The organism is Bradyrhizobium sp. S3.12.5 (genome assembly GCF_040548225.1).
Classification (GTDB): Bacteria; Pseudomonadota; Alphaproteobacteria; order Rhizobiales; family Xanthobacteraceae; genus Bradyrhizobium; species Bradyrhizobium cytisi.
The window spans coordinates 310,615-329,886 of record NZ_JBEPRF010000003.1; the positions used below are offsets into that span (position 1 = coordinate 310,615).

The following is a 19,272-nucleotide window of genomic DNA, read 5'->3' on the forward strand; positions in this document are numbered from 1 at the left end:
ACGTCCGCCGCATTTTGCGTGTGTGAACGTCGCTACTTCCCCTGGCGATCCACCTTGTCCTTCTCCTTCTGGTTCATCTCCTGAACCTTCGGATCGGCGCTGCTTTGCCCCGTGGTCTGGGTGGTCGAGGCGGGCGGCGCGCTGGCGTTGGGAAGCGAGTTTTGCTCCGGCGCGGTGGGGCGCGTCGCCGTGCTCGGCGGCGTGGCGGTGCTCTGGGCGAACGCGGCTGCATTCGTCAAAAGAAAGACGCTCGACAGCAGCGAGACTGCGAGCGCCCTTGGAATGTCTGTCATCGATCTGCTCCAGTCAGATCGATGGAAACGGCGCGAGGCCGCGTCTGTTCCGTCAAGCCTCCAATTGCTTGCCGATCGGCAATGCGCGGATGCGCTTTCCGGTCGCGGCGAAGATCGCGTTCATCAGTGCAGGCGCGAACGGCGGCACGCCGGGCTCGCCGACGCCGCTCGGCGGCGTGTCGGGTCCGGGCGGGACGATGTAGACATTGGTCACCACGGGAGATTCGTCCATCCTGATGACCTGGAAGTCGTCAAAGTTCTTCTGCTCCACCTTGCCGTCCTTGAAAGTGACCGCGCCATATTTGGCGAGACTCAGGCCCATGATCGCGGCGCCTTCGATCTGCGAGGCGATGCGCTCCGGGTTGACATAGGTGCCGCAGTCGATCGCGGTATCGACCCGCGGCACCGTCAGCTTGCCCTTGTCGTCGACAGCGACTTCGACAATGGTCGCAATGTAGCTGACGAAGCTGCGGTGCACGGCGATGCCGAGGCCGTGGCCCTTCGGGACCTGTCGGCCCCATTCACCCTTCTCGGCGACCAGCTCGACCACCTTGCGCAGGCGCGCGGTGTCGATCGGGTAGCTGTCATAGGGCTCGCCGTAGTTCCACATGTCCTTGACGGCGGGCTTGACGATGCGTGGTGTGCCGATCAGTGCGAGCAGCGTCTCCTTCTGGTCGCGTCCGGTCGCATTTGCGATCTCGCCGACCATCGACTGCACCGCGAAGGCGCGCGGGATGTTCGAGACCGAGCGGAACCAGCCGATGCGGGTGAATGCGGCTGCCTCCGGGTTCTCGCAACTGATATTGGCGATCTCGAACGGCATGTCGACGAGGCCCATGCCGAGCTCGAAGGACGCCGCATGCTTGGCACCGGCAGCGAAGGTCGAGGCGATGGTCGGCGCCACGCTGCGGTGGCGCCAGGCGATCACCTTGCCGTCCTTGTCCAGCCCCGCCTCGATCCGCTCCACCGAGACCGTGTGCAGGAAGTCGTGGTGGAGGTCGTCCTCACGCGTCCACTGCACCTTGACCGGCGTGCCGAGCTCCTTCGACAGCAGCGCCGCCTCGAGCGCAAAGTCGCATTTCGACTTGCGGCCGAAACCGCCGCCGAGCAGCGTGACATTAACGGTGACATTGCCCTCGGGGATGCCGAGCGTCTTGGCGACGTCCTCGCGCGTGCCGCCCGGGCTCTGCACCGGCGCCCAGATCTCCGCCTTGTCGCCCTTGACATCGGCGACCGCGACCGGCGGCTCCATGCTGACATGAGCGAGATGCGGCAGGTAATATTCGCCGATCACGACCTTGTCCGCCGCCTTCAGCGCGGCGTCCGCGTCGCCCTCCTGGCGCACGACGAGGCCCGGCTTGCGCGAGGCCTCCTCGAGCTCCTTGCGATAGGCAACCGAGTCGTATTTGCCGTTGGCGCCGTCGTCCCAGACGAGCTTCAGCGCGTCGCGGCCCTTGATCGCAGCGCCGGTGTTGCGCGCGATCACCGCGACGCCGCCGAGCGGCTGGAATTTCGACGGCCACGGCCAGCCGCGCACCTGCATCACCTTCTCGACGCCGGGCACTTTCAGTGCAGCGTCCGGATCAAACGAGGTGAGCTTGCCGCCGGTCACCGGTGGGCGGGCGATCACGGCGTATTTCATCCCGGGCAGTCGCACGTCGGCGCCATAGCGCGCCTTGCCGGTGGTAATGTCGTGGAGATCGACGATGCTGACCTGACCCTTGCCGAGATAGCGAAAATCCTTGGGGTCTTTCAGCTTGAGGCCTTCGATGCTCGGCACCGATTCCTTGGCGGCGTCGGCTGCGAGCTCGCCGAAGCCGAGCTTGCGGCCGCTGGCGCTGTGGACGACCTCGTGATTGACTGCCTTCACTTCCGTCGCCGGCACGCCCCAGCGCTTTGCCGCGGCCTGCTCCAGCATGGTACGGGCGGAGGCGCCGATCTGGCGCATCGGGATGAGATAATGCCGCGTGCTGCGCGAGCCGTCGGTGTCCTGGTTGCCGAACTTGACCTCGTCACCATGGGCCTGCTGCACCTTGACCTTGGACCAGTCGGCCTCCATCTCCTCGGCCACGATCAGCGGCAGGCTGGTACGCACGCCGGTGCCCATCTCGGCGCGGTGGGCGAGGATGGTGACGGTGCCATCAGGCGCGACCGCGACGAACACGCGCGGATCGACCACAACGCCATGCGGCATCTTGCCGGCGCCGGTCTCATAGGCGAAGGCCCGGCGCGTCATCACGGGTGCGGCGAGCACGAAGCCGCCGGTGACGCCGAGCCCCTTCAGGATACTGCGGCGCGAAATCTTCTCGACCTTCAGATTCTTTTCGAAGCCACGAAGCTTCCGCGGATTGTCGATGAAATTCATGTCACACTCCCGTTGATGCGAGGTGGACGGCGTTCTCGATGCGCTGGTAGCAGCCGCAGCGGCAGATGTTGCCGGACATCGCCTCGCGGATCTGGTCATGCGACGGCTTGGGGTTCTCCATCAGCAGCGCAGCCGCCTGCATGATCTGGCCGGCCTGGCAGAAGCCGCATTGGGGAACATTGACCTCGCGCCAGGCCTTCTGGACGGGATGATCGCCATCCGGATGCAGCCCCTCGATCGTGGTGACCTCGCGCCCCGCCACGTCGTTGATCGAGGTGATGCAGGAGCGGACCGCCTCCTTGTCGATGATGACGGTGCAGGCGCCGCACAGGGCCTGGCCACATCCGAATTTGGTGCCGGTCAGCCCGGCTTCGTCGCGCAGGAACCAGAGTAGCGGGAGATCCGGGTCGCCGTCCCAGCTCTGTTCCTGGCCGTTGATCTTCACCTTGATCATGATCGTCCCTCGCTCTTCATAAGCTTTGCCGATGTTGGACTGGCCGATGTCTGTCGGCACAATGGTCCGTGCGCTGTCGCAACCGCACTCCAGCCGGTTGTCCTGCGCGGGCAAATCCCGGCATGAAGCTGGAATACGAATCGCAATGTCCGGATGTGCTCGATACCTCCCGTTTTGTTCTTGATTGATTGAGCTCGCGCGGCATCGTGACGGCGCGACCGTAGCAGAGATCGCGCCGGACCGGCATTCACAGCCGGGTGTTCTCGACGTGAACAGATTGCATCCGGGGTTTGTCAAAAGCAGGGCGCGGCAACAGGTCGCGCGTCGCACAATCACGGAATCTGAGGCGCGGTGAAAAAAGCTTCGTCCGCCAGAGGGACTGCGCGGACGAAGCAGTATGCCTCAGTCGAGGGAGGGAGAATCGCAGGGACGCTGACTTCAAGCAGGAAGTGGGCGGCACTGCGCAGTCATTCAGAGACCAGGACTGAGGGAGCGGAACGCGCTCGCATACGCAAAGTGCACTGGCGGCAAGCTCGCCGCAAACCATTCGAGAGCTGTCCGTCCCCTCTCTGGGGACCAGCGAGGGGACGGACAAGGTTCTGGCAGCCTTGTCAGGCGGCCTTGGCCTTCGCCGTGTGGGTCGCGATCGCATCCATCAGCGCTGGCGACAGGCAGTCATAGGGCTCGAGCCCAATTTCCTTCAGCCGCGAACGGATGCCGGCCATCTGCTCCGGCTTGACGCCGGATTCGATCACCGAGGAGACGAAGGCGGCGAATTGCGGCGCCTGCGAGCCCTGCTCCTGGAACAGCTCCGGATGGATAAAGTCGAGCCCGTAGAACGGATGGTTCTTGTTCTCGATGCGGCCGAACATATGCGTGCCGCACGCTTTGCAGGCGTGACGCTGAATCGCCGCCGAGGGATCGACGATCTGGAGCTTGTCGCCGTTCTCGAGCACGGTGACGTTCTGGCGCGGCACGACGGCCACGACCGAGAAGGTCGCACCCGCCGGCTTCCAGCACTTGGTGCAGCCGCAGGCGTGGTTGTGGGCGACGTCGCCCTTCACGCCGACCTTGACCTGGTGGTCCTTGCATTTGCAGGCGAGCGTGCCGCCGGCGAAGTGGCCTGTGCCTTGCTTGATACCGTTGTCGATCGAGGGATGGAGTGCAGTCATGGGTCGATCCTCCTTGGGGGTGACGCTTGCGAGCTAGAACACGACGACTGAACGAATTGATTTACCCTCGTGCATCAGGTCGAAGCCCTTGTTGATGTCTTCGAGCTTGAGCGTGTGGGTGATCATCGGGTCAATCTGGATCTTTCCGTTCATGTACCAGTCGACGATCTTCGGCACGTCGGTGCGGCCGCGGGCGCCGCCGAAGGCGGTGCCGCGCCAGTTGCGGCCGGTGACGAGCTGGAATGGGCGGGTTGCGATCTCCTTGCCGGCTTCGGCGACGCCGATGATGATCGATGTACCCCAGCCGCGATGGCAGGCTTCCAGCGCCTGGCGCATCACCGTGGTGTTGCCGGTGCAGTCGAAGGTGTAGTCGGCACCGCCGTCGGTCAGGGTCACCAGATGCGGGACGATGTCGCCGGTGATCTTCTTGGGGTTGACGAAGTGGGTCATGCCAAACCGGCGGCCCCATTCCTCCTTGGAGTCGTTGACGTCGACGCCGATGATCTTGTCGGCGCCGGCCATCTTGGCGCCCTGGATCACGTTCAACCCGATTCCGCCGAGGCCGAACACGACGACGTTGGAGCCCGGCTCGACCTTCGCGGTGTTGACGACGGCGCCGACGCCGGTGGTGACGCCGCAGCCGATATAGCAGCTCTTGTCGAAGGGGGCGTCCTCGCGGATCTTCGCCACCGCGATCTCGGGCAGCACCGTGAAGTTGGAAAAGGTCGAGCAGCCCATATAGTGGTAGATCGGCTTGCCCTTGTAGGAGAAGCGGCTGGTGCCGTCAGGCATCACACCCTTGCCCTGCGTCGCGCGGATCGCGGTGCAGAGATTGGTCTTCTGGCTCAGACAGCTTTTGCACTGACGGCATTCCGGCGTGTAGAGCGGAATGACGTGATCGCCGGGCTTCACTGAGGTCACGCCCGCGCCGATCTCGCGGATGATGCCGGCGCCCTCGTGGCCGAGGATCGACGGGAAGATTCCTTCGCTGTCGAGACCGTCGAGCGTGTAGGCGTCGGTATGGCAGATGCCCGTCGCCTTGATCTCGACCAGGACCTCGCCGGCCTTCGGCCCTTCCAGATCGACTTCGACGATCTCGAGCGGTTTTTTGGCTTCAAAAGCGACAGCGGCACGTGTCTTCATCGGTAACTCCTCAGATTCTCGCAGGATGCCAAGACTTAAGCCTCGGCCGGGCTGCAACGTTCACTTCTTGCCCATGCATGAGTCTTCAGTCTTGGTATAGGCGTCGTTCTTGTCCTCATGCTTGCCGGGACGGGCGCGGCCCCAGGCCTCATCGGAGCGGGCGCGCAGATAGACGTAGAGATCGTCCATGTAGCAGGCGACGTTCGGGTTATCTCCGAAGGCCGGCATCACGTTCTCTGCGGCGGTGGAGATGTTCTTGCGGCCCGAGGCGACGACGCCGAGAAAATCGGCATAGTTCATCGTCTTGAGCGAATCCTTCAGTGCGGGCGCATAGGTCGAGCCCATGCCGTCCGGGCCATGACACACATGGCAGTCCGAGTGATAGCGGCGGTATCCGGAATAGGTGTACCAGTCGACGGAGTCGCCGTTGATCTTGTAGGTCGGGTTACCCTCCTTATCGAGCCATTCGCCAGTTTCGTTCTGCTTGACGGCGGTCGGGTCGCCCGAGCCGTCCGCGACAGCAATTCCTCCGGACGCAACGAAGATCATCGCAGCAATGACAGAGCAGATTTTACGCAAAAGGTGTTCCTCGAAGGCGTTCGGTGGAGACGAGCCGGCGCGTGGAGTTGATCCACGCGCCGGAGCGATACGGAGGTGAGGCTAGTTCGCCGGCAGCGAGAACACGGTCAGCGTGCCGCCGAGTGCCGTGTAGTTACTGAGCGCCGCGTAGCCACCGACCGCGCCGAGACCTGCGGTCGGATCGGTCAGGCCGGCTGCCAGACCGATACCGGCCCAGCCGCCCACGCCGGAGAGCACTGCGACATACTGCTTGCCGCCGTTCTCGTAGGTGGTGACGTTGCCGATGATGCCGGAGGGAGTCTTGAACTTGTAGAGCTCCTTGCCGGTCTTGGCGTCGACTGCCTTCAGGTAGCCTTCGAGCGTGCCGTAGAACACCACGCCGCCGGCGGTTGCGAGCGCACCCGACCAGACCGAGAACTGCTCCTTGTTCGACCAGACGATCTTGCCAGTCTTGCCGTCCCAGGCGATGAAGTTACCCATATTGGTTTCACCTGGCGGCGGATACATCGAGAGCGTCGCGCCCACATAGGGCTGGCCCGCGGTGTAGCTGACCTTGAACGGCTCGTAGTCCATGCAGACGTGGTTGGTCGGAACATAGAACAGCTGCGTGTCGGGCGAGTAGGCCGCCGGCTGCTCGTCCTTGGTGCCGAGCGCCGCCGGGCAGATGCCCTTCACGTTGTGATCTTCGCCCGCCTTGTCGGTCGAAGCTGCGTCGAGCACCTTCGGACGGCCATAGGTGGCGGAGCTCTTGTCCATGTCGACGCCGGAGGTCCAGTTCACCTTCGGGTCGTACTTCTCGGCGACCAGCAGTTCGCCGTTGGTGCGATCGAGCGTGTAGCCAAGACCATTGCGATCGAAATGCGTCAGCAGCTTGCGCGGCTGGCCGTTGATCGACTGATCCGAGAGGATCATCTCGTTGACGCCGTCATAGTCCCATTCGTCATGGGGCGTCATCTGGTAGACCCACTTGGCCACACCGGTGTCCGGGTTACGTGCCCAGATCGTCATCGACCATTTGTTGTCGCCGGGACGCTGCTTCGGATTCCAAGTCGAGGGGTTGCCCGATCCGTAATAGACGAGGTTCAGCTCGGGATCGTAGGAGATCCAGCCCCAGGTCGCGCCGCCGCCGATCTTCCACTGATCGCCTTGCCACGTCTTCAGGCTGGAGTCCTTGCCGACCGGCTTGCCGAGTGCGGTGGTTTTGTCGTCAACCAGGATCTGGTCGTCCGGCCCTTCCGAATAGCCGCGCCAGGCGACCTTGCCGGTCTTGATGTCGTAGGCGGTCATGTGGGCCTGAACGCCGAACTCACCGCCGGAGATGCCGACCAGCACCTTGTCCTTGATGACCATCGGCGCGGAGGTGCCGGTCTCGCCCTTGCTGGGATCGCCGTTCTTGGCGGTCCATGCAACTTGACCGGACTTGGCGTCGAGCGCAACCAAGGTTGTGTCGGCCTGATGCAGGAAGATCTTGCCGTCACCGTAAGACAGGCCGCGGTTAACCGTATCGCAGCACATCACCGGGATGACGTTCGGATCCTGCTTTGGCTCGTACTTCCAGACGATCTTGTTCTCCTGCGAAAGGTCAATGGCGTAGACCTTGTTCGGGAACGGCGTATGGACGTACATCATGTTGCCGATGACCAGCGGGCCACCTTCGTGGCCGCGCAGCACGCCGGTCGAGAAGGTCCAGGCGACCTGGAGCTTGCCGACATTTTGTGCGTTGATCTGGTTGAGCTTGGAGTAGCGGGTATTGGCATAGTCGCCCGTCGGCATCACCCAATCTTTCGGGTTCTGCGACATCTTGTTCAGCTCGTCATTGGCAGAGGCGCCGCCGACGGCGAGAGCCGCTGCGGAGCCAAGAAAGGTCGCCAGTAGCACCTTGCGCATAGTCATTCCTCCGTTGGTCGCGTTTTATTGTTTCCGAAGCATTGCTTAATCACCGGGCTTTTCGTCCGGCGTCTGCTCGTGCAGGGCGGTCACGTTGGGGACCAGAAACGATGCTGGGCTGTTTCCTCCTCAGGATGAGAGCTACAGGTCCGCGTGCAGGAGCGGCCCGTTTTTTTTGTTCCTGCCGTAATTCCTAACGACTTCGCTATCGGGAAACTTGCCCAAGAGAGAAGCCGCTTTGCTCGACAGCGCACGGAGGCAAAGTTTTTGATTTTGCAGTAGCGAATTCAGCGGCTTCCGCGCGGCTTGGCGCCGCGCGCCAACGCTCAGGTTCCGCTTGACGGCGTTGCAACTAAGGCGGAGGATTAACTTTCAAGGGCAGCAAAGGAACGATGGCGCTCGTTTCAAAGACCGCCCAAAGTTGAGGTAAACGTCACGCAATCAAGGCTGAGGGCTCCAGCAGGCGCTGGCCGCGATTCGCGTCGGATCTCCGGGTATCACCAGTGGCTGGATTAATGTCCGACACAATTCACACGCTCTCGACGACCGGACTAACGCCGAAGCGACAGATCCAGAGCTGGATCGACGGGCTGACGAGTCTGTGCGGGCACTTCGATGTCGATCCGCTGGAAGCAACCTCGCTCGAGGGACGCATCGACTACACCAGCGTCTCGCGCCTGAAGCTCTGTCAGATCGAGGTCAGCCAGCATCGCATCGCGCACACGCTGGCGCGCGCCAAGGCCAATGAGCACCCCTACATCAAAATTCACTTCCAGACATATGGTGTGTCCTATTTCGAGCAGGAAGGCCGCCACATCGAGCTGAACCCGGGCGACATCATCGCCTATGACGTCTCATGTCCGCATCTGATCGTCAGTCCCGCCTTCACGCGCCACGACGTGGTGATCGTGCCGAAGGCGCTGCTGCGCGATCGCGGCTTCCCGTCGCAGCGCATGCCGGCCTGCAAGCTGTCGGCGAAGACGGGGACAGGACGGATCGCCCATGATTTCGTCCATGCCACGTTCGACGAGGCGGCGAAGCTGTCGGCCAACAGCGCGGTCGGTGTTGCCGATTCGCTGATCGACCTGCTGCTGCTGCCGCTGCGCGAAGCCGACACGATGTTCGATCGGGTCGGGCCCGAGGCGATGTATGTGCGTGCCCAATTTTTCATCCGCGAGCACCTGCGCGATCCCGATCTGTGCATCGACCAGATCTCCGCCGAGCTCGGCTGCTCCAAGCGCTATCTGCACATGCTGTTCTCAGAGCGTGGCACCACGGTGAGCGATTACATCTGGCAGGCGCGCCTCCAGAACTGCCGCCAGGAGCTCGAAGCTCACGGCGGCAAGACCATCACCGACGTCGCGTTCTCGTGGGGCTTCTCCAGCTCATCGCATTTCAGCCGCGTGTTCCGGAAATATTTCGGTGTGGTGCCGTCCTCGATCCACAAGGGGCAACAGGGCGCTGTTGCCGTGGATCAGAATTAAGCGCGCCTCACGCTGCTGCTCGTAGCGGCTTGCTGGACACGCGATAGCTCACGCCGATATGGCGACGTAGGGAATGCTGGCCACGAGAGCGGCGACCAGCGCCGCGTTGCACAGCATTGCTTTCCAATGCAAATGACGCAGCTGGCGCACCGCGTCCGCATCGCCCGCATCTCTGGCACTAAGCTGGTCGTCTATCTGTTGCATGAACCACGGGCGGCCCCAGATCGCGACGACCGCTATCAGGCCGACGCCTGCCGCGAACAGCGGTCGTCCGGCGAAGATGAAAGCTACTGTCCCGATCACGCCGGCGACGCTCACCATCCTGAACTGGATGTTGAACATCCCGCGCAATAGCTGCGTGACGGGCGGGATGTCGAGCTTCACCAGCAGGAAAGCGGGCGACGCAAGCAGGAAATAGCCCATCGGGAAAAGCAGGATGACCAGGGCGGCAACGGCGACGGCATCAGGTCTCATGAGGGCTGCCTTTCTCGTTCGGGACGGCAAGGGCTTCCGGCGGCATCATAGGGCGGCCGGTGCCGCTAGGCCAGCGGACGGGTTGCGGCGGGCGTTCTCGGCTCACCGCTGCATGATCTTCGTCCAGACGTCGCCGAGGATCGCCGGCTCGCGCGGCGGCAGATAGGTCAGGCCGGCTTGCTTGCCGAATTCGGCGATCTTGCCCTCGGCCGCAAGATCCGTCAGCGCTTTGTTGACGGCCTCGATCAAGGCCGGATCGCTGCCAAGCCCGACATAGCCGCGATTGGCCCCGATCGGATAATAATAGCCGGAGGCTGATATCGCGGTGTCGGGATGCGCGTCGCGATGGGCGTCGTAGCGCGCGAGATCGATCAGGGTCGCATCATAATCGCCGCGATCGAGCGCGCCCAGGAGGTCGTCGCGGGCGGGCACGAGATGGGTGATGTTGTCGACTAACCGCCCCCTGTCGAAGGTCATGAGGATGGCGTCGCCCAGGGATCCGCTTTCGATCGCGAGGCGCAGGCCGGCGAGGTCGCCGATATCGCTGATCTTGCGGTCGCGCGCCTTCGGCCCGAGCACCACCGTCATCGGCGAATAGACGTAAGGCCGGCTCGGGGCGAGCACGCCGAGCGCAACGCGGCGGCGCCGGTCATCGCGCGTGGCGCCGGCGAAATCCGGCAAGCGCGCTGTCTTCAGGCCGGGTTTGACGAGGGAATCCGTCGTCAGCGCGTAGCCGCCAACCAGCGAGCAGCGGCCGTCGGACAGCAGCGCATTGGCCTCGAGCTGCGGACTCGAATCCTCATCCAGCTTGCTCTCGAACCACTGGATCCTGAGCGGGCGTCCCAGCCCCTCCGCGAGCGCCTGCGCCAGCAGCACGTCGAAGCCCGAGTCCGGCTTGCCGCGGTGATGCGCGGAGAGCGGCGGGCGGTCCTCGTCGAGACAGATGCCGAGGGGATCTGCCGCCCACGCCATTGCCGGAGCCGCAAGCATGATGGCGAGACCGAGCGCTGCCAGCCGGCCTGTCATGGCTTCCTCCGGCTGGAGATGAAGGCCCAGAGATTTCCGATCTCGTCGTCGTTCAAAATGTCGCCCCATGGCGGCATCTTGTTGTTCTTGCCGTTCTTCACGGTGGTGACGAAGCGCGTCCTGTCGTCGGGAAAGGCGCGCAGGTCCGGCGTGATGGTGCCGGAGTTCATCATGTTGGGGCCGTGGCAGTGCGAGCATTTTTCGGTATAGGTCGACTTGCCGTGGTCGATCTGCGCTTGCAGCGGATTGCCGTTCGAATCGTCCGCGGCACGAACGGTCGCCGCAAGCGCGACCGTCAGCACTGCGACGGTGGCAAGGATCGCCACCGCCTTGTGAGCCATGTCTCTCAACGTCTCTTGTCTCTCAACGTCTCTTGCCGTTACTGCTTCACCGCAAAGACCCACAGCGAGCCGCCGGGCGGCACCTTGGCCAGCCGCTCGTCGCCGGAGAACAGCGAGTAGACGCCGCCATAGCCGCTCGTGACGGCGATGTACTGCACGCCGTCCTGCTGCCAGGTCACCGGCTGTCCCTCGATGCCGGAGCCGGTCTGGAACTGCCAGAGCTTCTTGCCGGTGTCGGCGTCGAAGGCCTCGAACTCGCCGGTCAGCGCGCCCGTGAACACGACGCCGCCCGCGGTCGACAGCACGCCGGAGAAGCGCGGGATGTCACTTGCCGCCTCCCACTTCGCCTTGCCGGTCATCGGATCGATCGCCTTCAGATGGCCGCGCGCGCCGTCACCCCATTCCCAGGGATCGGTCAGGTCCATGCCGAGATACCATTCACCCTGCTTGAAGGTGGCCGGCTCCGACTTGTACCTGCCGCCGAAGGCGAGCGTGTTGGCGTAGGCCAATCCGGTCTGCGGGTTGAACGACATCGGCTCCCAGTTCTTGCCGCCGAGGATCGACGGATAGACGACGACCTTCTTGCCCTCGCGCGCATCCTTGACGACGTCGGTCTCGATCGGACGGCCGGTCTTCAGGTCGACGCCGGTTGCCCAATTCACCTTCACGTAAGGATTGGCCGCGAGCACCTTTCCGTTGGTGCGGTCGAGCACGTAGAAGAAGCCGTTGCGGTTGGCATCCATCAGCACCTTGGTCGGCTTGCCCTCGACGTTCATGTCGGCGAGGACCATCTCGGCCACCGAGTCATAGTCGAACGGATTGTTCGGCGAGAACTGGTAGTGCCACTTGATCTTGCCGGTCTTTGGATCCATCGCCAGCACGGAGCAGGTGTAGAGATTGTCGCCGGGGCGCACAGCCGCGTTGAACGGGCCGGGATTGCCGATGCCCCAATAGACCGTGTTCAGCTCGGGATCATAGGAGCCCGTGATCCAGGTCGAGCCGCCGCCGAGCTTCCAGGTGTCGCCCTTCCAGGTGTCGCCGCCGGGCTCGTCCGGCGAGGGGACCGAATGGGTGCGCCAGAGATGCTTGCCCGTTGCCGGATCCCAGCCATCGATGAAGCCGCGGGTGCCGAATTCGGCCCCGGAGATGCCGGTGATGACGACGCCGTCGGCGACCAGCGGGGCCACCGTCATCGAATAGCCTTCCTTGATGTCGGCCGCCTTCTGCCGCCACAGCTCCTTGCCGTCCTTGGCGTCGATAGCGATCACGTTGGCGTCGAGCGTGGTGCGGAACAGCTTGCCGTCGAACAGCGCGGCACCGCGGTTGATGATGCCGCAGCAGACGATGCGCGGTGTCTCGGCCGGATATTCGATCTTGGATTTCCAGATCTGCTTGCCGGTCTTGGCGTCGACCGCCATGGTCGCGTTGTGAGAGGTCACGTAGATCACGCCCTGGTACACCAGCGGCTGCGATTCCTCGCTGCGATCATCATTAAAGGAATAATTCCAAACCGGGACGAGGTTCTTGACGGTATCCTTGTTGATCTGGTTCAGCGTCGAAAAGCGCTGGAGATTGTAGCCCATCCCGTAATTGAGAACGTTCGACGTATCGGTTGCGCCTTTGACCAGTTGATCGGTCGTCTGTGCGCTCGCAACCGAGCATGCGGATATGACGAGGCTCGCGGCCATCGCAAAGCGTTTCATCCGTTCCTCCCAATATGCGCGCCTTTTGACGCTGCGATTGCAACACTCCGCCCGAAAGCAAAACCCGTCAATACGAAAGTCGAAAGCACGCTGCCGATATGTTAGACGCCAGATGCCAGGCTTGATGCGCCAATCCTCGAGAAATGTTGCGCGTCTTGCGCGGATGCGCTGCACCAATTTCCACGGCGCGAAGATTGGCGCAGCGCGAGAATTTTGGCCCAACCCGTTTCCATCCCGGGCGAAGCATCGCAATTCGGCTTGAACCGGGGCTGGCTTGCGGACTTATCTTGTCGCTATCCCCGGCGAATCGGGGCCTATGGTCAGGGAGATCCAAATGATATCGCGTCGCTCAGTTGCGCTTGCGCTCACGCTCGCTGTGGTCTCCGGTCCGGCCTGGTCGGCATCCGGCGGCGCGGTCAAAATGTTCGACACCGACAATGACGGCACGCTCGATCTGGCCGAGGTGAAGAAGGCGGCTGCCGCGCTGTTCGCAAAGCTTGATCGCGACCATGACGGGACGCTCGACGTGCGTGAATTGCGCGGACGGTTAACGGCGAAAGAACTCGCCGCCGCCGACCCCGATCACGACGGGACGCTGACGCTCGACGAATATCTTGCCGTGGTGGAGCAGCGCTTCAACGCGGCGAATCCCGACAAGGATGGGACGCTGGATGCGAAGGAGCTGAACTCGCGCGCGGGTCGCGCACTGCTGCGGCTATTGCGTTGAGAACAGAAGCGCTTGACTGGGAGCGAAGGCGGTTTGCCCGAGAGTGAACTGTACGCGTGTGACGCGACAGTTCGCTGTGTTCGTGGTCCGATTCCAGACTTGCGCAGTTGCTGAGGCAGCCCTAGGTTTTGCCCGGCGCGATGTCGCGCTCAATACTTGGGGAGACCCGAATGGCTTGGAAAGCTCCGAAGATCGTGGAAGTGCCGGTCGGCATGGAAATCAACATGTACGCCTGCGCTGCGCGCAAGTAAGACTGACGACCTGCCGCGGCTTTGATGGCGGATGCCGTCGAAGCCGTGGTAGTGTTCGTGATGCGCATTGGAGCCCACACAATCTGGACGGCGGTCGCGTGTACGCTCACGCTCGTGCCAATGTGCGCCAGGGCCGAAGAGGGCTTCGACACCGAGCATATCTTCGGCTTCATGATCGGCAGCGATGTCGGCAATCCCGGCGAGCGCGAATTTCAGACCGAGACGACGGGACGCTTCGGCAAAGGCGGTGGCAGCTATCGCGCCCTTGGCCATGAGGTCGAGATCGAAATCGTGCCGCTGCCGAATTTTCGTATCGAGGTCGGCGGCACCGCCACGCTGCATGACATCACCGGCGTCCCCGATATCGACGACCGCCGCCAGTTCAATTTTGAGGGCCTCTCGCTCGACCTGCGTTATCGCCTGCTCGACCGCGAGAGGGCCCCGTTCGGGATGACGATCGCCACCGAGACCCATGGCGACCGCATCGATGAAGTCAGCGGCGCCAAGGGACGGATGTACGGCACTGCCTTCACGCTCGCCTTCGATCGCGAGCTGATCCCGAATTTTGCGATCGGCGCGCTCAATTTGATCTACCAGCCGGAATGGACGCGCTTCGAGGTGAGCGGGCTGTCCGAGAAGAGCTCCACCATCGGCGCGGCCTTTGCCGGCATGGTGCGCGTGCGCCCTAATGTCCTGCTCGGCGGCGAGCTGCGCTACTTCCGCCAGTATGAGGGCATCGGCCTCGGCGGGTTCTCGGGCCAGGCGCTGTTCGTCGGACCGACCGCCTACTTCCAGCTCTCCGAGCAATCGCGGCTCACCCTAAGCTGGAGCATGCAGGCCTGGGGCCGTCCGGCCGGAGCGGGAGCCAATCTCGACCTCGTCAATTTCGAGCGGCATCAGGCAAGGCTGGTGTTCGGGATTAACTTCTAGCAAAGCGGTTCCCGCCTACTTCTCACGCCGGATTGAAACTTCCGGCTCCTTGGAACGTATCCCTTTGTGTTAGCCTGAACTGCTTCCGCGCGAGGATCCCGGCATGAATCCGATCGACCTGGTGGTGACTGTGTGTGCGGTGCTCTCGCCTGCGACCTGCGAGGAGCAGCATATTGTGTTCAATTATGCGGGGTCGCCGACGCAATGCGCGATGGCCGCGCCGCCCTATATCGCGCAATGGGTCGGCGAGCATCCGAAGTGGCAGGCGGTGCGCTGGCGCTGCGAATATCCGCACTCGAGCGACAAGGCGTAAGTTGCCGCGCTACTTCGTGCAGTCCTTCAAATCCTTGTCGGCGATCGAGAACACCGCGTCGGCCTTGATCTCGATGTCGCGGACGATGCATTGCCGTGAATTGGGATAGCTGACCTTGGCGTCGTAGTGGCCGGGCTCGACGCCGGTGATGCGCAGCCGCTCGTCGTGGTCGACCTCCTTGTCCTTGTCGTTCAAGGTCTGGTTCGGGCCCCATTCGGTCTTGCCGGCCGGCGAGAGCTGGAAGCCGGAAATGGTCTCCGTGGTCAGATTCCAGAGCCGGATGCCCTTGCCCTTGCTTTGCGCGGCGGCTTCGTCGGCAAACGCCAGCAACGCGATCAACACCAGACCCCAACGCATCAAATCGTCCTCCCAAAGCGCCGCCGCTATTGCCTGATCAGGCGCTCGCTGTTCTTTGCCTTGTCGAAATTTTTGGCGCGGTCAAGGCCGATCGGTGCAATCAGCCTGGCGGAGGCGAGATCGGCGCCCTCGAAATCGGTATCGATGACGGTCGCCCCGCTCAGGTCGGCGCCGCCGAGCTGGGCGTTCCGGAGCGACGCACCGGTCAGGTCGGCTCCCCTGAGGGAAGCAAACTCGAGATCGACGCGCGACAGGTCGGCGTTGCGCGCGTTCAACCGTTCCAGATTGGCCGATCGCAGCACGGCGCGCATCAGCCCCATCGATTGGTTGCGCATGTCGGCGCCGAGATGCGCGTCGGCGATCGAGGCGCCGACCAGGCTTGCGCCGCTGAGGTCGGCTGCGATGCGCGCGCCGGTCAGATCAGCGCCGTCTAGGTGGGCGCGCGCCATCTGCGTGGCGAATAGGTTGGCGTCCTTCAGGCTCGCGCCCGTGAGATCTGCGTCGAGAAGCCACGCCTGATCGAGGATCGCTCGATCAAGACGGGCGCCGCTGAGTTTTGTCTTGTTGAGCCGTGCCGCGCGAAGCACCGACCTGGAAAGGTCGAGCCCCGAGAGATCGAGCCCCGACAAGCGCGTGCCGGTGAAGTCCGCGGGCGCGCCGGCGCCCGCTTTGGCCAGCACGGCCTCGACCTCCTGCCGGCTCATTTCAGCGGAAACCATGGCGGGTGAGGTGAGGTCGACGTCACGCATCATGTCCTGGGCGCTCGCCACGGTCGCGACGAGCGCGAAGCCAAGCGTCGTCAGAGCAACGGTTCGTCTCATCGTCAGGCTCCGCTGCCGGCCTGTTTAGCACACGGACCGTGCGGCTGCCTATGAGACATCCCGCCCGGCGCGTTCGCCGCCTTGTTCATCCTGGGCTCGCCGCGCAAGCCCGGCCCTGATCGCGGCAATCGCGGCGTCGCTGCGTGCCTCGCGAGGGATGCCGATGGGGACCTCGGCCAGAATGCGCGCCGGGCGGGGCGACAGGAAGAACAGGCGGTCGCCGAGACGCACCGCATCGTCCAGGCTGTGCGTCACGAGCAGCGTCGTGACGGGCCGGCTGGCGACCAGCGTCGCGATCTCGTCGCGCAATCGGCCGGCCAGCGCGTCGTCGAGCGAGGCGAGGGGCTCATCGAGCACCAGAACGTCGGGCTCGACCGCAAAGGCGCGGGCCAGCGCAACCCGTCGGGCAAGCCCCAGCGACAATTCGCCGGGGAAGTGGCTGCGATGCGCCTCCAGCTCCAAAATCCTGAAAAGCTCGGCGAGTTTTGCGTCGCTCACGTCGGGTGCCGCCAACCGCACATTCTGCTCGACCGAGCGCCACGGCAACAGCCGCGGCTCCTGGAACACCATGCCGATCCGCGCCTCCGGTGGGCGCGCGACATGGCCGTCGAAGTCACGGTCGAGCCCGAGGATGATGCGCAGCATCGTGCTTTTACCGCAGCCGGACGGGCCGATCAGCACGCCGACCTCGCCGGACTGCAGCGCGAATTTCATCGGCGCCAGCACCTCCTGCGTTCCGCCCGCAGCGCTTTTGAACGTCTTGCCTGTGATCTCGACCTCAAGCCGCACGGGGGCGCCACCGCGTTGCGCGGGCCTCGAACGGCTGCACCAGCGCCGTCTCGATCACGAGCACGACCGCGGCAAAGGTCAGGGAATAGGCCAGCAGCCGCGGCGTGTCGAACAGCTGGAAGGCGACGCCGATCTCGAAGCCGACGCCATTCGGCCGTCCCAGCAGCTCGGCGACCAGCACGATCTTCCACACCAGCGACAGGCCGGAGCGGGCGGAGGCCGCGATATAGGGCGCAAGCTGCGGCAGCACGACATGGCGGAACGTGCGCCAGCGCGGCATCGCAAACACGCTCGCCATCTCGTCGAGCGAACGGTCGAGCGCGCGCGTGCCCTCGCGTAAGGTAACGACCGCAGTCGGCAGCTTGTTGATGGCGATGGCCGCGATCGCCGCGGCCTCGGTGAGCCCGGCCCAGACATAGGCCAGCACGATCACCACCAGCGCCGGCAGGTTCAACAGCAGGATCAGCCAGGGATCGCCGAGCCGGTCGGCGAGCTTCACCCGCCCCATCAGATAGCCGATGGCGCTGCCGAGCGACATCGCCAGGACGAAAGCCAGCGCGACGCGTGCCAATGTCGCACCGAGATGCAGGAACAGTGCGCCGCTTGACGCTTCCGCGATAATGACATCGAGCACGGCGGACGGGGAGGGCAGCTTTGCGCCGCCGACGAACAGCGCGGCGGTCCACCAGATCGCGAGAAACAGGGCGAAGGAGAGAAGGCGCAGCACCTCAGTCTCCGGGCACTACGTGATAGAACGTGCCGGGATCGAGCTCGGCCGCCGGACCGACCAGGTCGCGGCCGCCGATCTCGGCCAGCACGCGATAGAGCACGCGCGCATCCGCTTCCTCATCGTTGATGTTCCGGCGTGGAATGCCGTCACGATAGCGGTCGCGGTAGGTTTTGAGCATGGCCGGATCGCTCGCGCCGGTGAGCGGGGCGATCTTGTCCCAGGCCACATCCGAGGTGACCAGCAGCTGCTTGGCCTTGCGGGCCATGGCGATGAAACGCGCCACGGCGTCGCGATGGCTCGCGGCCCAGCTCTCGTCGAAGACGTAGCCGACGGCGGACACCGCGCCCTTGGCGCCGAGTTTCGGCAAAATCTCCTCGATGCCGGCGAGGCGCCGAAAACCCTTGGCCTCGAGCTGGGCGCAGAAATTCCAGAAATTCAGGCTCGCATCCATCTCGCCGTCGAGCGCCTTGGCGGCGATCAGGGGCGGAGCGCCATAGGCGATGGTTGCATCCGATTTGAGGTCGATGCCGTCCTGCTTCATCTGTGCCTGCAGCAGCAGCCAGCTCTTGTCGATGGGGCCGCCGGCGACGCCGAGCTTGCGGCCCTTCAGGTCGGCAAGCGTCTTGATCGGCGAGGCCGCGGGCACCATCACCGCGCCGAGCGCGCTGGAATAAGGATAGAAGGTGAGCTTGGCGCCGAGCGCGCGCTCGCGCGACACCCAGAGCCAGTCCGACAACATGATGTCGGCATTGCCGGCGCGCAGCGCGATCTTGCCGGCCTCGGGGCTCGCAAGCTCGGTGACTTCCAGCGCCAGGTTGGCCTCCTTGTCGAGCCCGGCCTCGCGCATGGTGGCCAGTTCCCAGGAGAATGTTCCGGTCTTTTGCACCGCCAGGCGGATGGTGTCCGCGGCACGAGCCGAGGTGCCCAGCGTCAGTGCCAGCATCATCGCGAGCGCCAATATTCGTGCCAAAACTCTGATCACCTTGTGAGCCATTTCCTCGAAGGGAGTGCTTTTCAGGACAATACGCATAGCATAGCTTCCATCGCAACCAGTGGGAGGACGCTCATGAGTTTTGCGGGACAGGTACGACCGATTGTCGCCGCTATGATCGTGCTCGCGGCGACCGTCTACGCGGCGCGGGCCGAGGAGCCCAATGATTATCCGACGTCGGCGCGCGCGGAATATGTCTATGGCTGCATGAAAGCCAATGGCGAGACGCGGCAGGCGATCGAGCAATGCTCCTGCTCGATCGACGTGGTCGCCTCGATTGTCTCTTACGAGCGCTATGTCACCGCCGAGACCGCGCTCAGCATGTCTCAGGTCCAGGGTAATCTCGGCACCCAATTCCGGACATCAGAGCAGGCGAATTCGGCCGTGAATGATTTGCGGCGGGCGCAGGCTGAGGCTGAGGTGAGGTGTTTCTAGCTGAAGA

At 63.7% G+C, this 19,272-nt stretch carries 22 protein-coding genes; 6 read left to right on the top strand and 16 right to left on the bottom strand.

Features of this window, described 5'->3' with window-relative positions; all coding sequences use genetic code 11:
• Nucleotides 1–32 precede the first annotated feature (32 nt).
• The 7 genes from ABIC09_RS05535 to xoxF5 form a co-directional block, all read right to left on the bottom strand.
• On the bottom strand, nt 33–293 hold the full coding sequence (locus ABIC09_RS05535) for a hypothetical protein (protein ID WP_354083308.1): 261 nt from the start codon (nt 291–293) through the stop codon (nt 33–35).
• 52 nt (nt 294–345) lie between these two features.
• Nucleotides 346–2,658 carry a xanthine dehydrogenase family protein molybdopterin-binding subunit gene (locus ABIC09_RS05540; protein ID WP_354108646.1) on the bottom strand — a complete coding sequence of 771 codons (2,313 nt, stop codon included), beginning with the start codon at nt 2,656–2,658 and terminating at the stop codon, nt 346–348.
• Between the two features lies 1 nt (nt 2,659).
• Nucleotides 2,660–3,112, bottom strand: coding sequence for a (2Fe-2S)-binding protein (locus ABIC09_RS05545; RefSeq protein ID WP_148756026.1), 453 nt, complete (start codon nt 3,110–3,112; stop codon nt 2,660–2,662).
• Between the two features lie 611 nt (nt 3,113–3,723).
• Nucleotides 3,724–4,284, bottom strand: a complete 561-nt coding sequence (gfa, locus tag ABIC09_RS05550; protein ID WP_148756027.1) for an S-(hydroxymethyl)glutathione synthase — start codon at nt 4,282–4,284, stop codon at nt 3,724–3,726.
• Between the two features lie 33 nt (nt 4,285–4,317).
• Entirely contained in the window at nt 4,318–5,427 is a 1,110-nt protein-coding gene (locus ABIC09_RS05555; RefSeq protein WP_354108647.1) for an S-(hydroxymethyl)glutathione dehydrogenase/class III alcohol dehydrogenase, read from the bottom strand.
• A gap of 60 nt (nt 5,428–5,487) precedes the next feature.
• Entirely contained in the window at nt 5,488–5,976 is a 489-nt protein-coding gene (locus ABIC09_RS05560; RefSeq protein ID WP_148756052.1) for a c-type cytochrome, methanol metabolism-related, read from the bottom strand.
• A 111-nt stretch (nt 5,977–6,087) separates the two neighbouring features.
• A complete protein-coding gene (gene xoxF5 / locus ABIC09_RS05565; protein ID WP_354035397.1) occupies nt 6,088–7,893 on the bottom strand; it encodes a lanthanide-dependent methanol dehydrogenase XoxF5 in 1,806 nt (601 codons plus the stop codon).
• Between the two features lie 515 nt (nt 7,894–8,408).
• Here xoxF5 and ABIC09_RS05570 point away from each other — a divergent pair.
• Nucleotides 8,409–9,377 carry a helix-turn-helix domain-containing protein gene (locus ABIC09_RS05570; RefSeq protein WP_148756030.1) on the top strand — a complete coding sequence of 323 codons (969 nt, stop codon included), beginning with the start codon at nt 8,409–8,411 and terminating at the stop codon, nt 9,375–9,377.
• Between the two features lie 48 nt (nt 9,378–9,425).
• Here ABIC09_RS05570 and ABIC09_RS05575 read toward each other — a convergent pair whose 3' ends face one another.
• From ABIC09_RS05575 to ABIC09_RS05590, 4 genes are all read right to left on the bottom strand, one after another.
• The gene (locus ABIC09_RS05575; protein ID WP_148756031.1) at nt 9,426–9,851 is read right to left on the bottom strand and encodes a hypothetical protein; all 426 of its coding nucleotides are present in this window, start codon (nt 9,849–9,851) and stop codon (nt 9,426–9,428) included.
• Nucleotides 9,852–9,953: 102 nt separating this feature from the next.
• Nucleotides 9,954–10,877, bottom strand: coding sequence for a substrate-binding periplasmic protein (locus tag ABIC09_RS05580; RefSeq protein ID WP_148756032.1), 924 nt, complete (start codon nt 10,875–10,877; stop codon nt 9,954–9,956).
• Nucleotides 10,874–11,218, bottom strand: a complete 345-nt coding sequence (locus tag ABIC09_RS05585) for a c-type cytochrome (protein WP_354108648.1) — start codon at nt 11,216–11,218, stop codon at nt 10,874–10,876. The genes ABIC09_RS05580 and ABIC09_RS05585 overlap by 4 nt, the downstream gene beginning before the upstream one ends.
• Nucleotides 11,219–11,256: 38 nt before the next feature.
• Nucleotides 11,257–12,921, bottom strand: a complete 1,665-nt coding sequence (locus ABIC09_RS05590) for a methanol/ethanol family PQQ-dependent dehydrogenase (protein ID WP_148756034.1) — start codon at nt 12,919–12,921, stop codon at nt 11,257–11,259.
• 334 nt (nt 12,922–13,255) lie between these two features.
• On the opposite strand from ABIC09_RS05590, the gene lanM reads away from it, so the two are divergent.
• The 4 genes from lanM (at nt 13,256) to ABIC09_RS05610 (ending at nt 15,142) form a co-directional block, all read left to right on the top strand.
• A complete protein-coding gene (gene lanM / locus ABIC09_RS05595; protein ID WP_148756035.1) occupies nt 13,256–13,648 on the top strand; it encodes a lanmodulin LanM in 393 nt (130 codons plus the stop codon).
• Nucleotides 13,649–13,818: 170 nt separating this feature from the next.
• The gene (pqqA, locus tag ABIC09_RS05600; RefSeq protein ID WP_012029362.1) at nt 13,819–13,899 is read left to right on the top strand and encodes a pyrroloquinoline quinone precursor peptide PqqA; all 81 of its coding nucleotides are present in this window, start codon (nt 13,819–13,821) and stop codon (nt 13,897–13,899) included.
• Between the two features lie 24 nt (nt 13,900–13,923).
• On the top strand, nt 13,924–14,829 hold the full coding sequence (locus ABIC09_RS05605; protein WP_354108649.1) for a DUF6662 family protein: 906 nt from the start codon (nt 13,924–13,926) through the stop codon (nt 14,827–14,829).
• Nucleotides 14,830–14,932: 103 nt separating this feature from the next.
• On the top strand, nt 14,933–15,142 hold the full coding sequence (locus ABIC09_RS05610) for a hypothetical protein (protein WP_148756037.1): 210 nt from the start codon (nt 14,933–14,935) through the stop codon (nt 15,140–15,142).
• 9 nt (nt 15,143–15,151) lie between these two features.
• On the opposite strand, the gene ABIC09_RS05615 is transcribed toward ABIC09_RS05610, so the two are convergent.
• Genes ABIC09_RS05615 through ABIC09_RS05635 form a run of 5 tightly spaced genes read right to left on the bottom strand, consistent with a single transcriptional unit; the run spans nt 15,152 to nt 18,785 of the window.
• Nucleotides 15,152–15,499, bottom strand: a complete 348-nt coding sequence (locus ABIC09_RS05615; protein WP_148756038.1) for a hypothetical protein — start codon at nt 15,497–15,499, stop codon at nt 15,152–15,154.
• A gap of 26 nt (nt 15,500–15,525) precedes the next feature.
• Entirely contained in the window at nt 15,526–16,320 is a 795-nt protein-coding gene (locus ABIC09_RS05620) for a pentapeptide repeat-containing protein (protein WP_354108650.1), read from the bottom strand.
• A 48-nt stretch (nt 16,321–16,368) separates the two neighbouring features.
• The gene (locus ABIC09_RS05625; protein WP_148756040.1) at nt 16,369–17,109 is read right to left on the bottom strand and encodes an ABC transporter ATP-binding protein; all 741 of its coding nucleotides are present in this window, start codon (nt 17,107–17,109) and stop codon (nt 16,369–16,371) included.
• Nucleotides 17,099–17,836 (bottom strand): ABC transporter permease, encoded by a 738-nt coding sequence (locus tag ABIC09_RS05630; RefSeq protein ID WP_354108651.1) that lies wholly within the window; start codon nt 17,834–17,836, stop codon nt 17,099–17,101. The genes ABIC09_RS05625 and ABIC09_RS05630 overlap by 11 nt, the downstream gene beginning before the upstream one ends.
• Before the next feature lies 1 nt (nt 17,837).
• On the bottom strand, nt 17,838–18,785 hold the full coding sequence (locus ABIC09_RS05635) for an ABC transporter substrate-binding protein (protein WP_354108692.1): 948 nt from the start codon (nt 18,783–18,785) through the stop codon (nt 17,838–17,840).
• 120 nt (nt 18,786–18,905) lie between these two features.
• On the opposite strand from ABIC09_RS05635, the gene ABIC09_RS05640 reads away from it, so the two are divergent.
• Complete coding sequence (locus ABIC09_RS05640; RefSeq protein WP_187435430.1) at nt 18,906–19,265, top strand: hypothetical protein; 360 nt, start codon at nt 18,906–18,908, stop codon at nt 19,263–19,265.
• Nucleotides 19,266–19,272 lie beyond the last annotated feature (7 nt).

Bases quoted from the DNA above. Each gene is read 5' to 3' on its own strand.
- ABIC09_RS05560 (WP_148756052.1), bottom strand. From the start codon at position 5,976: ATGATCTTCGTTGCGTCCGGAGGAATTGCTGTCGCGGACGGCTCGGGC.
- ABIC09_RS05620 (WP_354108650.1), bottom strand. From the start codon at position 16,320: ATGAGACGAACCGTTGCTCTGACGACGCTTGGCTTCGCGCTCGTCGCG.
- ABIC09_RS05535 (WP_354083308.1), bottom strand. From the start codon at position 293: ATGACAGACATTCCAAGGGCGCTCGCAGTCTCGCTGCTGTCGAGCGTC.
- gfa (WP_148756027.1), bottom strand. From the start codon at position 4,284: ATGACTGCACTCCATCCCTCGATCGACAACGGTATCAAGCAAGGCACA.
- ABIC09_RS05635 (WP_354108692.1), bottom strand. From the start codon at position 18,785: ATGATGCTGGCACTGACGCTGGGCACCTCGGCTCGTGCCGCGGACACC.
- ABIC09_RS05575 (WP_148756031.1), bottom strand. From the start codon at position 9,851: ATGAGACCTGATGCCGTCGCCGTTGCCGCCCTGGTCATCCTGCTTTTC.
- ABIC09_RS05580 (WP_148756032.1), bottom strand. From the start codon at position 10,877: ATGACAGGCCGGCTGGCAGCGCTCGGTCTCGCCATCATGCTTGCGGCT.
- ABIC09_RS05590 (WP_148756034.1), bottom strand. From the start codon at position 12,921: ATGAAACGCTTTGCGATGGCCGCGAGCCTCGTCATATCCGCATGCTCG.
- ABIC09_RS05615 (WP_148756038.1), bottom strand. From the start codon at position 15,499: ATGCGTTGGGGTCTGGTGTTGATCGCGTTGCTGGCGTTTGCCGACGAA.
- ABIC09_RS05540 (WP_354108646.1), bottom strand. From the start codon at position 2,658: ATGAATTTCATCGACAATCCGCGGAAGCTTCGTGGCTTCGAAAAGAAT.
- pqqA (WP_012029362.1), top strand. From the start codon at position 13,819: ATGGCTTGGAAAGCTCCGAAGATCGTGGAAGTGCCGGTCGGCATGGAA.
- ABIC09_RS05585 (WP_354108648.1), bottom strand. From the start codon at position 11,218: ATGGCTCACAAGGCGGTGGCGATCCTTGCCACCGTCGCAGTGCTGACG.
- ABIC09_RS05605 (WP_354108649.1), top strand. From the start codon at position 13,924: ATGGCGGATGCCGTCGAAGCCGTGGTAGTGTTCGTGATGCGCATTGGA.
- ABIC09_RS05640 (WP_187435430.1), top strand. From the start codon at position 18,906: ATGAGTTTTGCGGGACAGGTACGACCGATTGTCGCCGCTATGATCGTG.
- ABIC09_RS05545 (WP_148756026.1), bottom strand. From the start codon at position 3,112: ATGATCAAGGTGAAGATCAACGGCCAGGAACAGAGCTGGGACGGCGAC.
- lanM (WP_148756035.1), top strand. From the start codon at position 13,256: ATGATATCGCGTCGCTCAGTTGCGCTTGCGCTCACGCTCGCTGTGGTC.
- xoxF5 (WP_354035397.1), bottom strand. From the start codon at position 7,893: ATGCGCAAGGTGCTACTGGCGACCTTTCTTGGCTCCGCAGCGGCTCTC.
- ABIC09_RS05555 (WP_354108647.1), bottom strand. From the start codon at position 5,427: ATGAAGACACGTGCCGCTGTCGCTTTTGAAGCCAAAAAACCGCTCGAG.
- ABIC09_RS05570 (WP_148756030.1), top strand. From the start codon at position 8,409: ATGTCCGACACAATTCACACGCTCTCGACGACCGGACTAACGCCGAAG.
- ABIC09_RS05610 (WP_148756037.1), top strand. From the start codon at position 14,933: ATGAATCCGATCGACCTGGTGGTGACTGTGTGTGCGGTGCTCTCGCCT.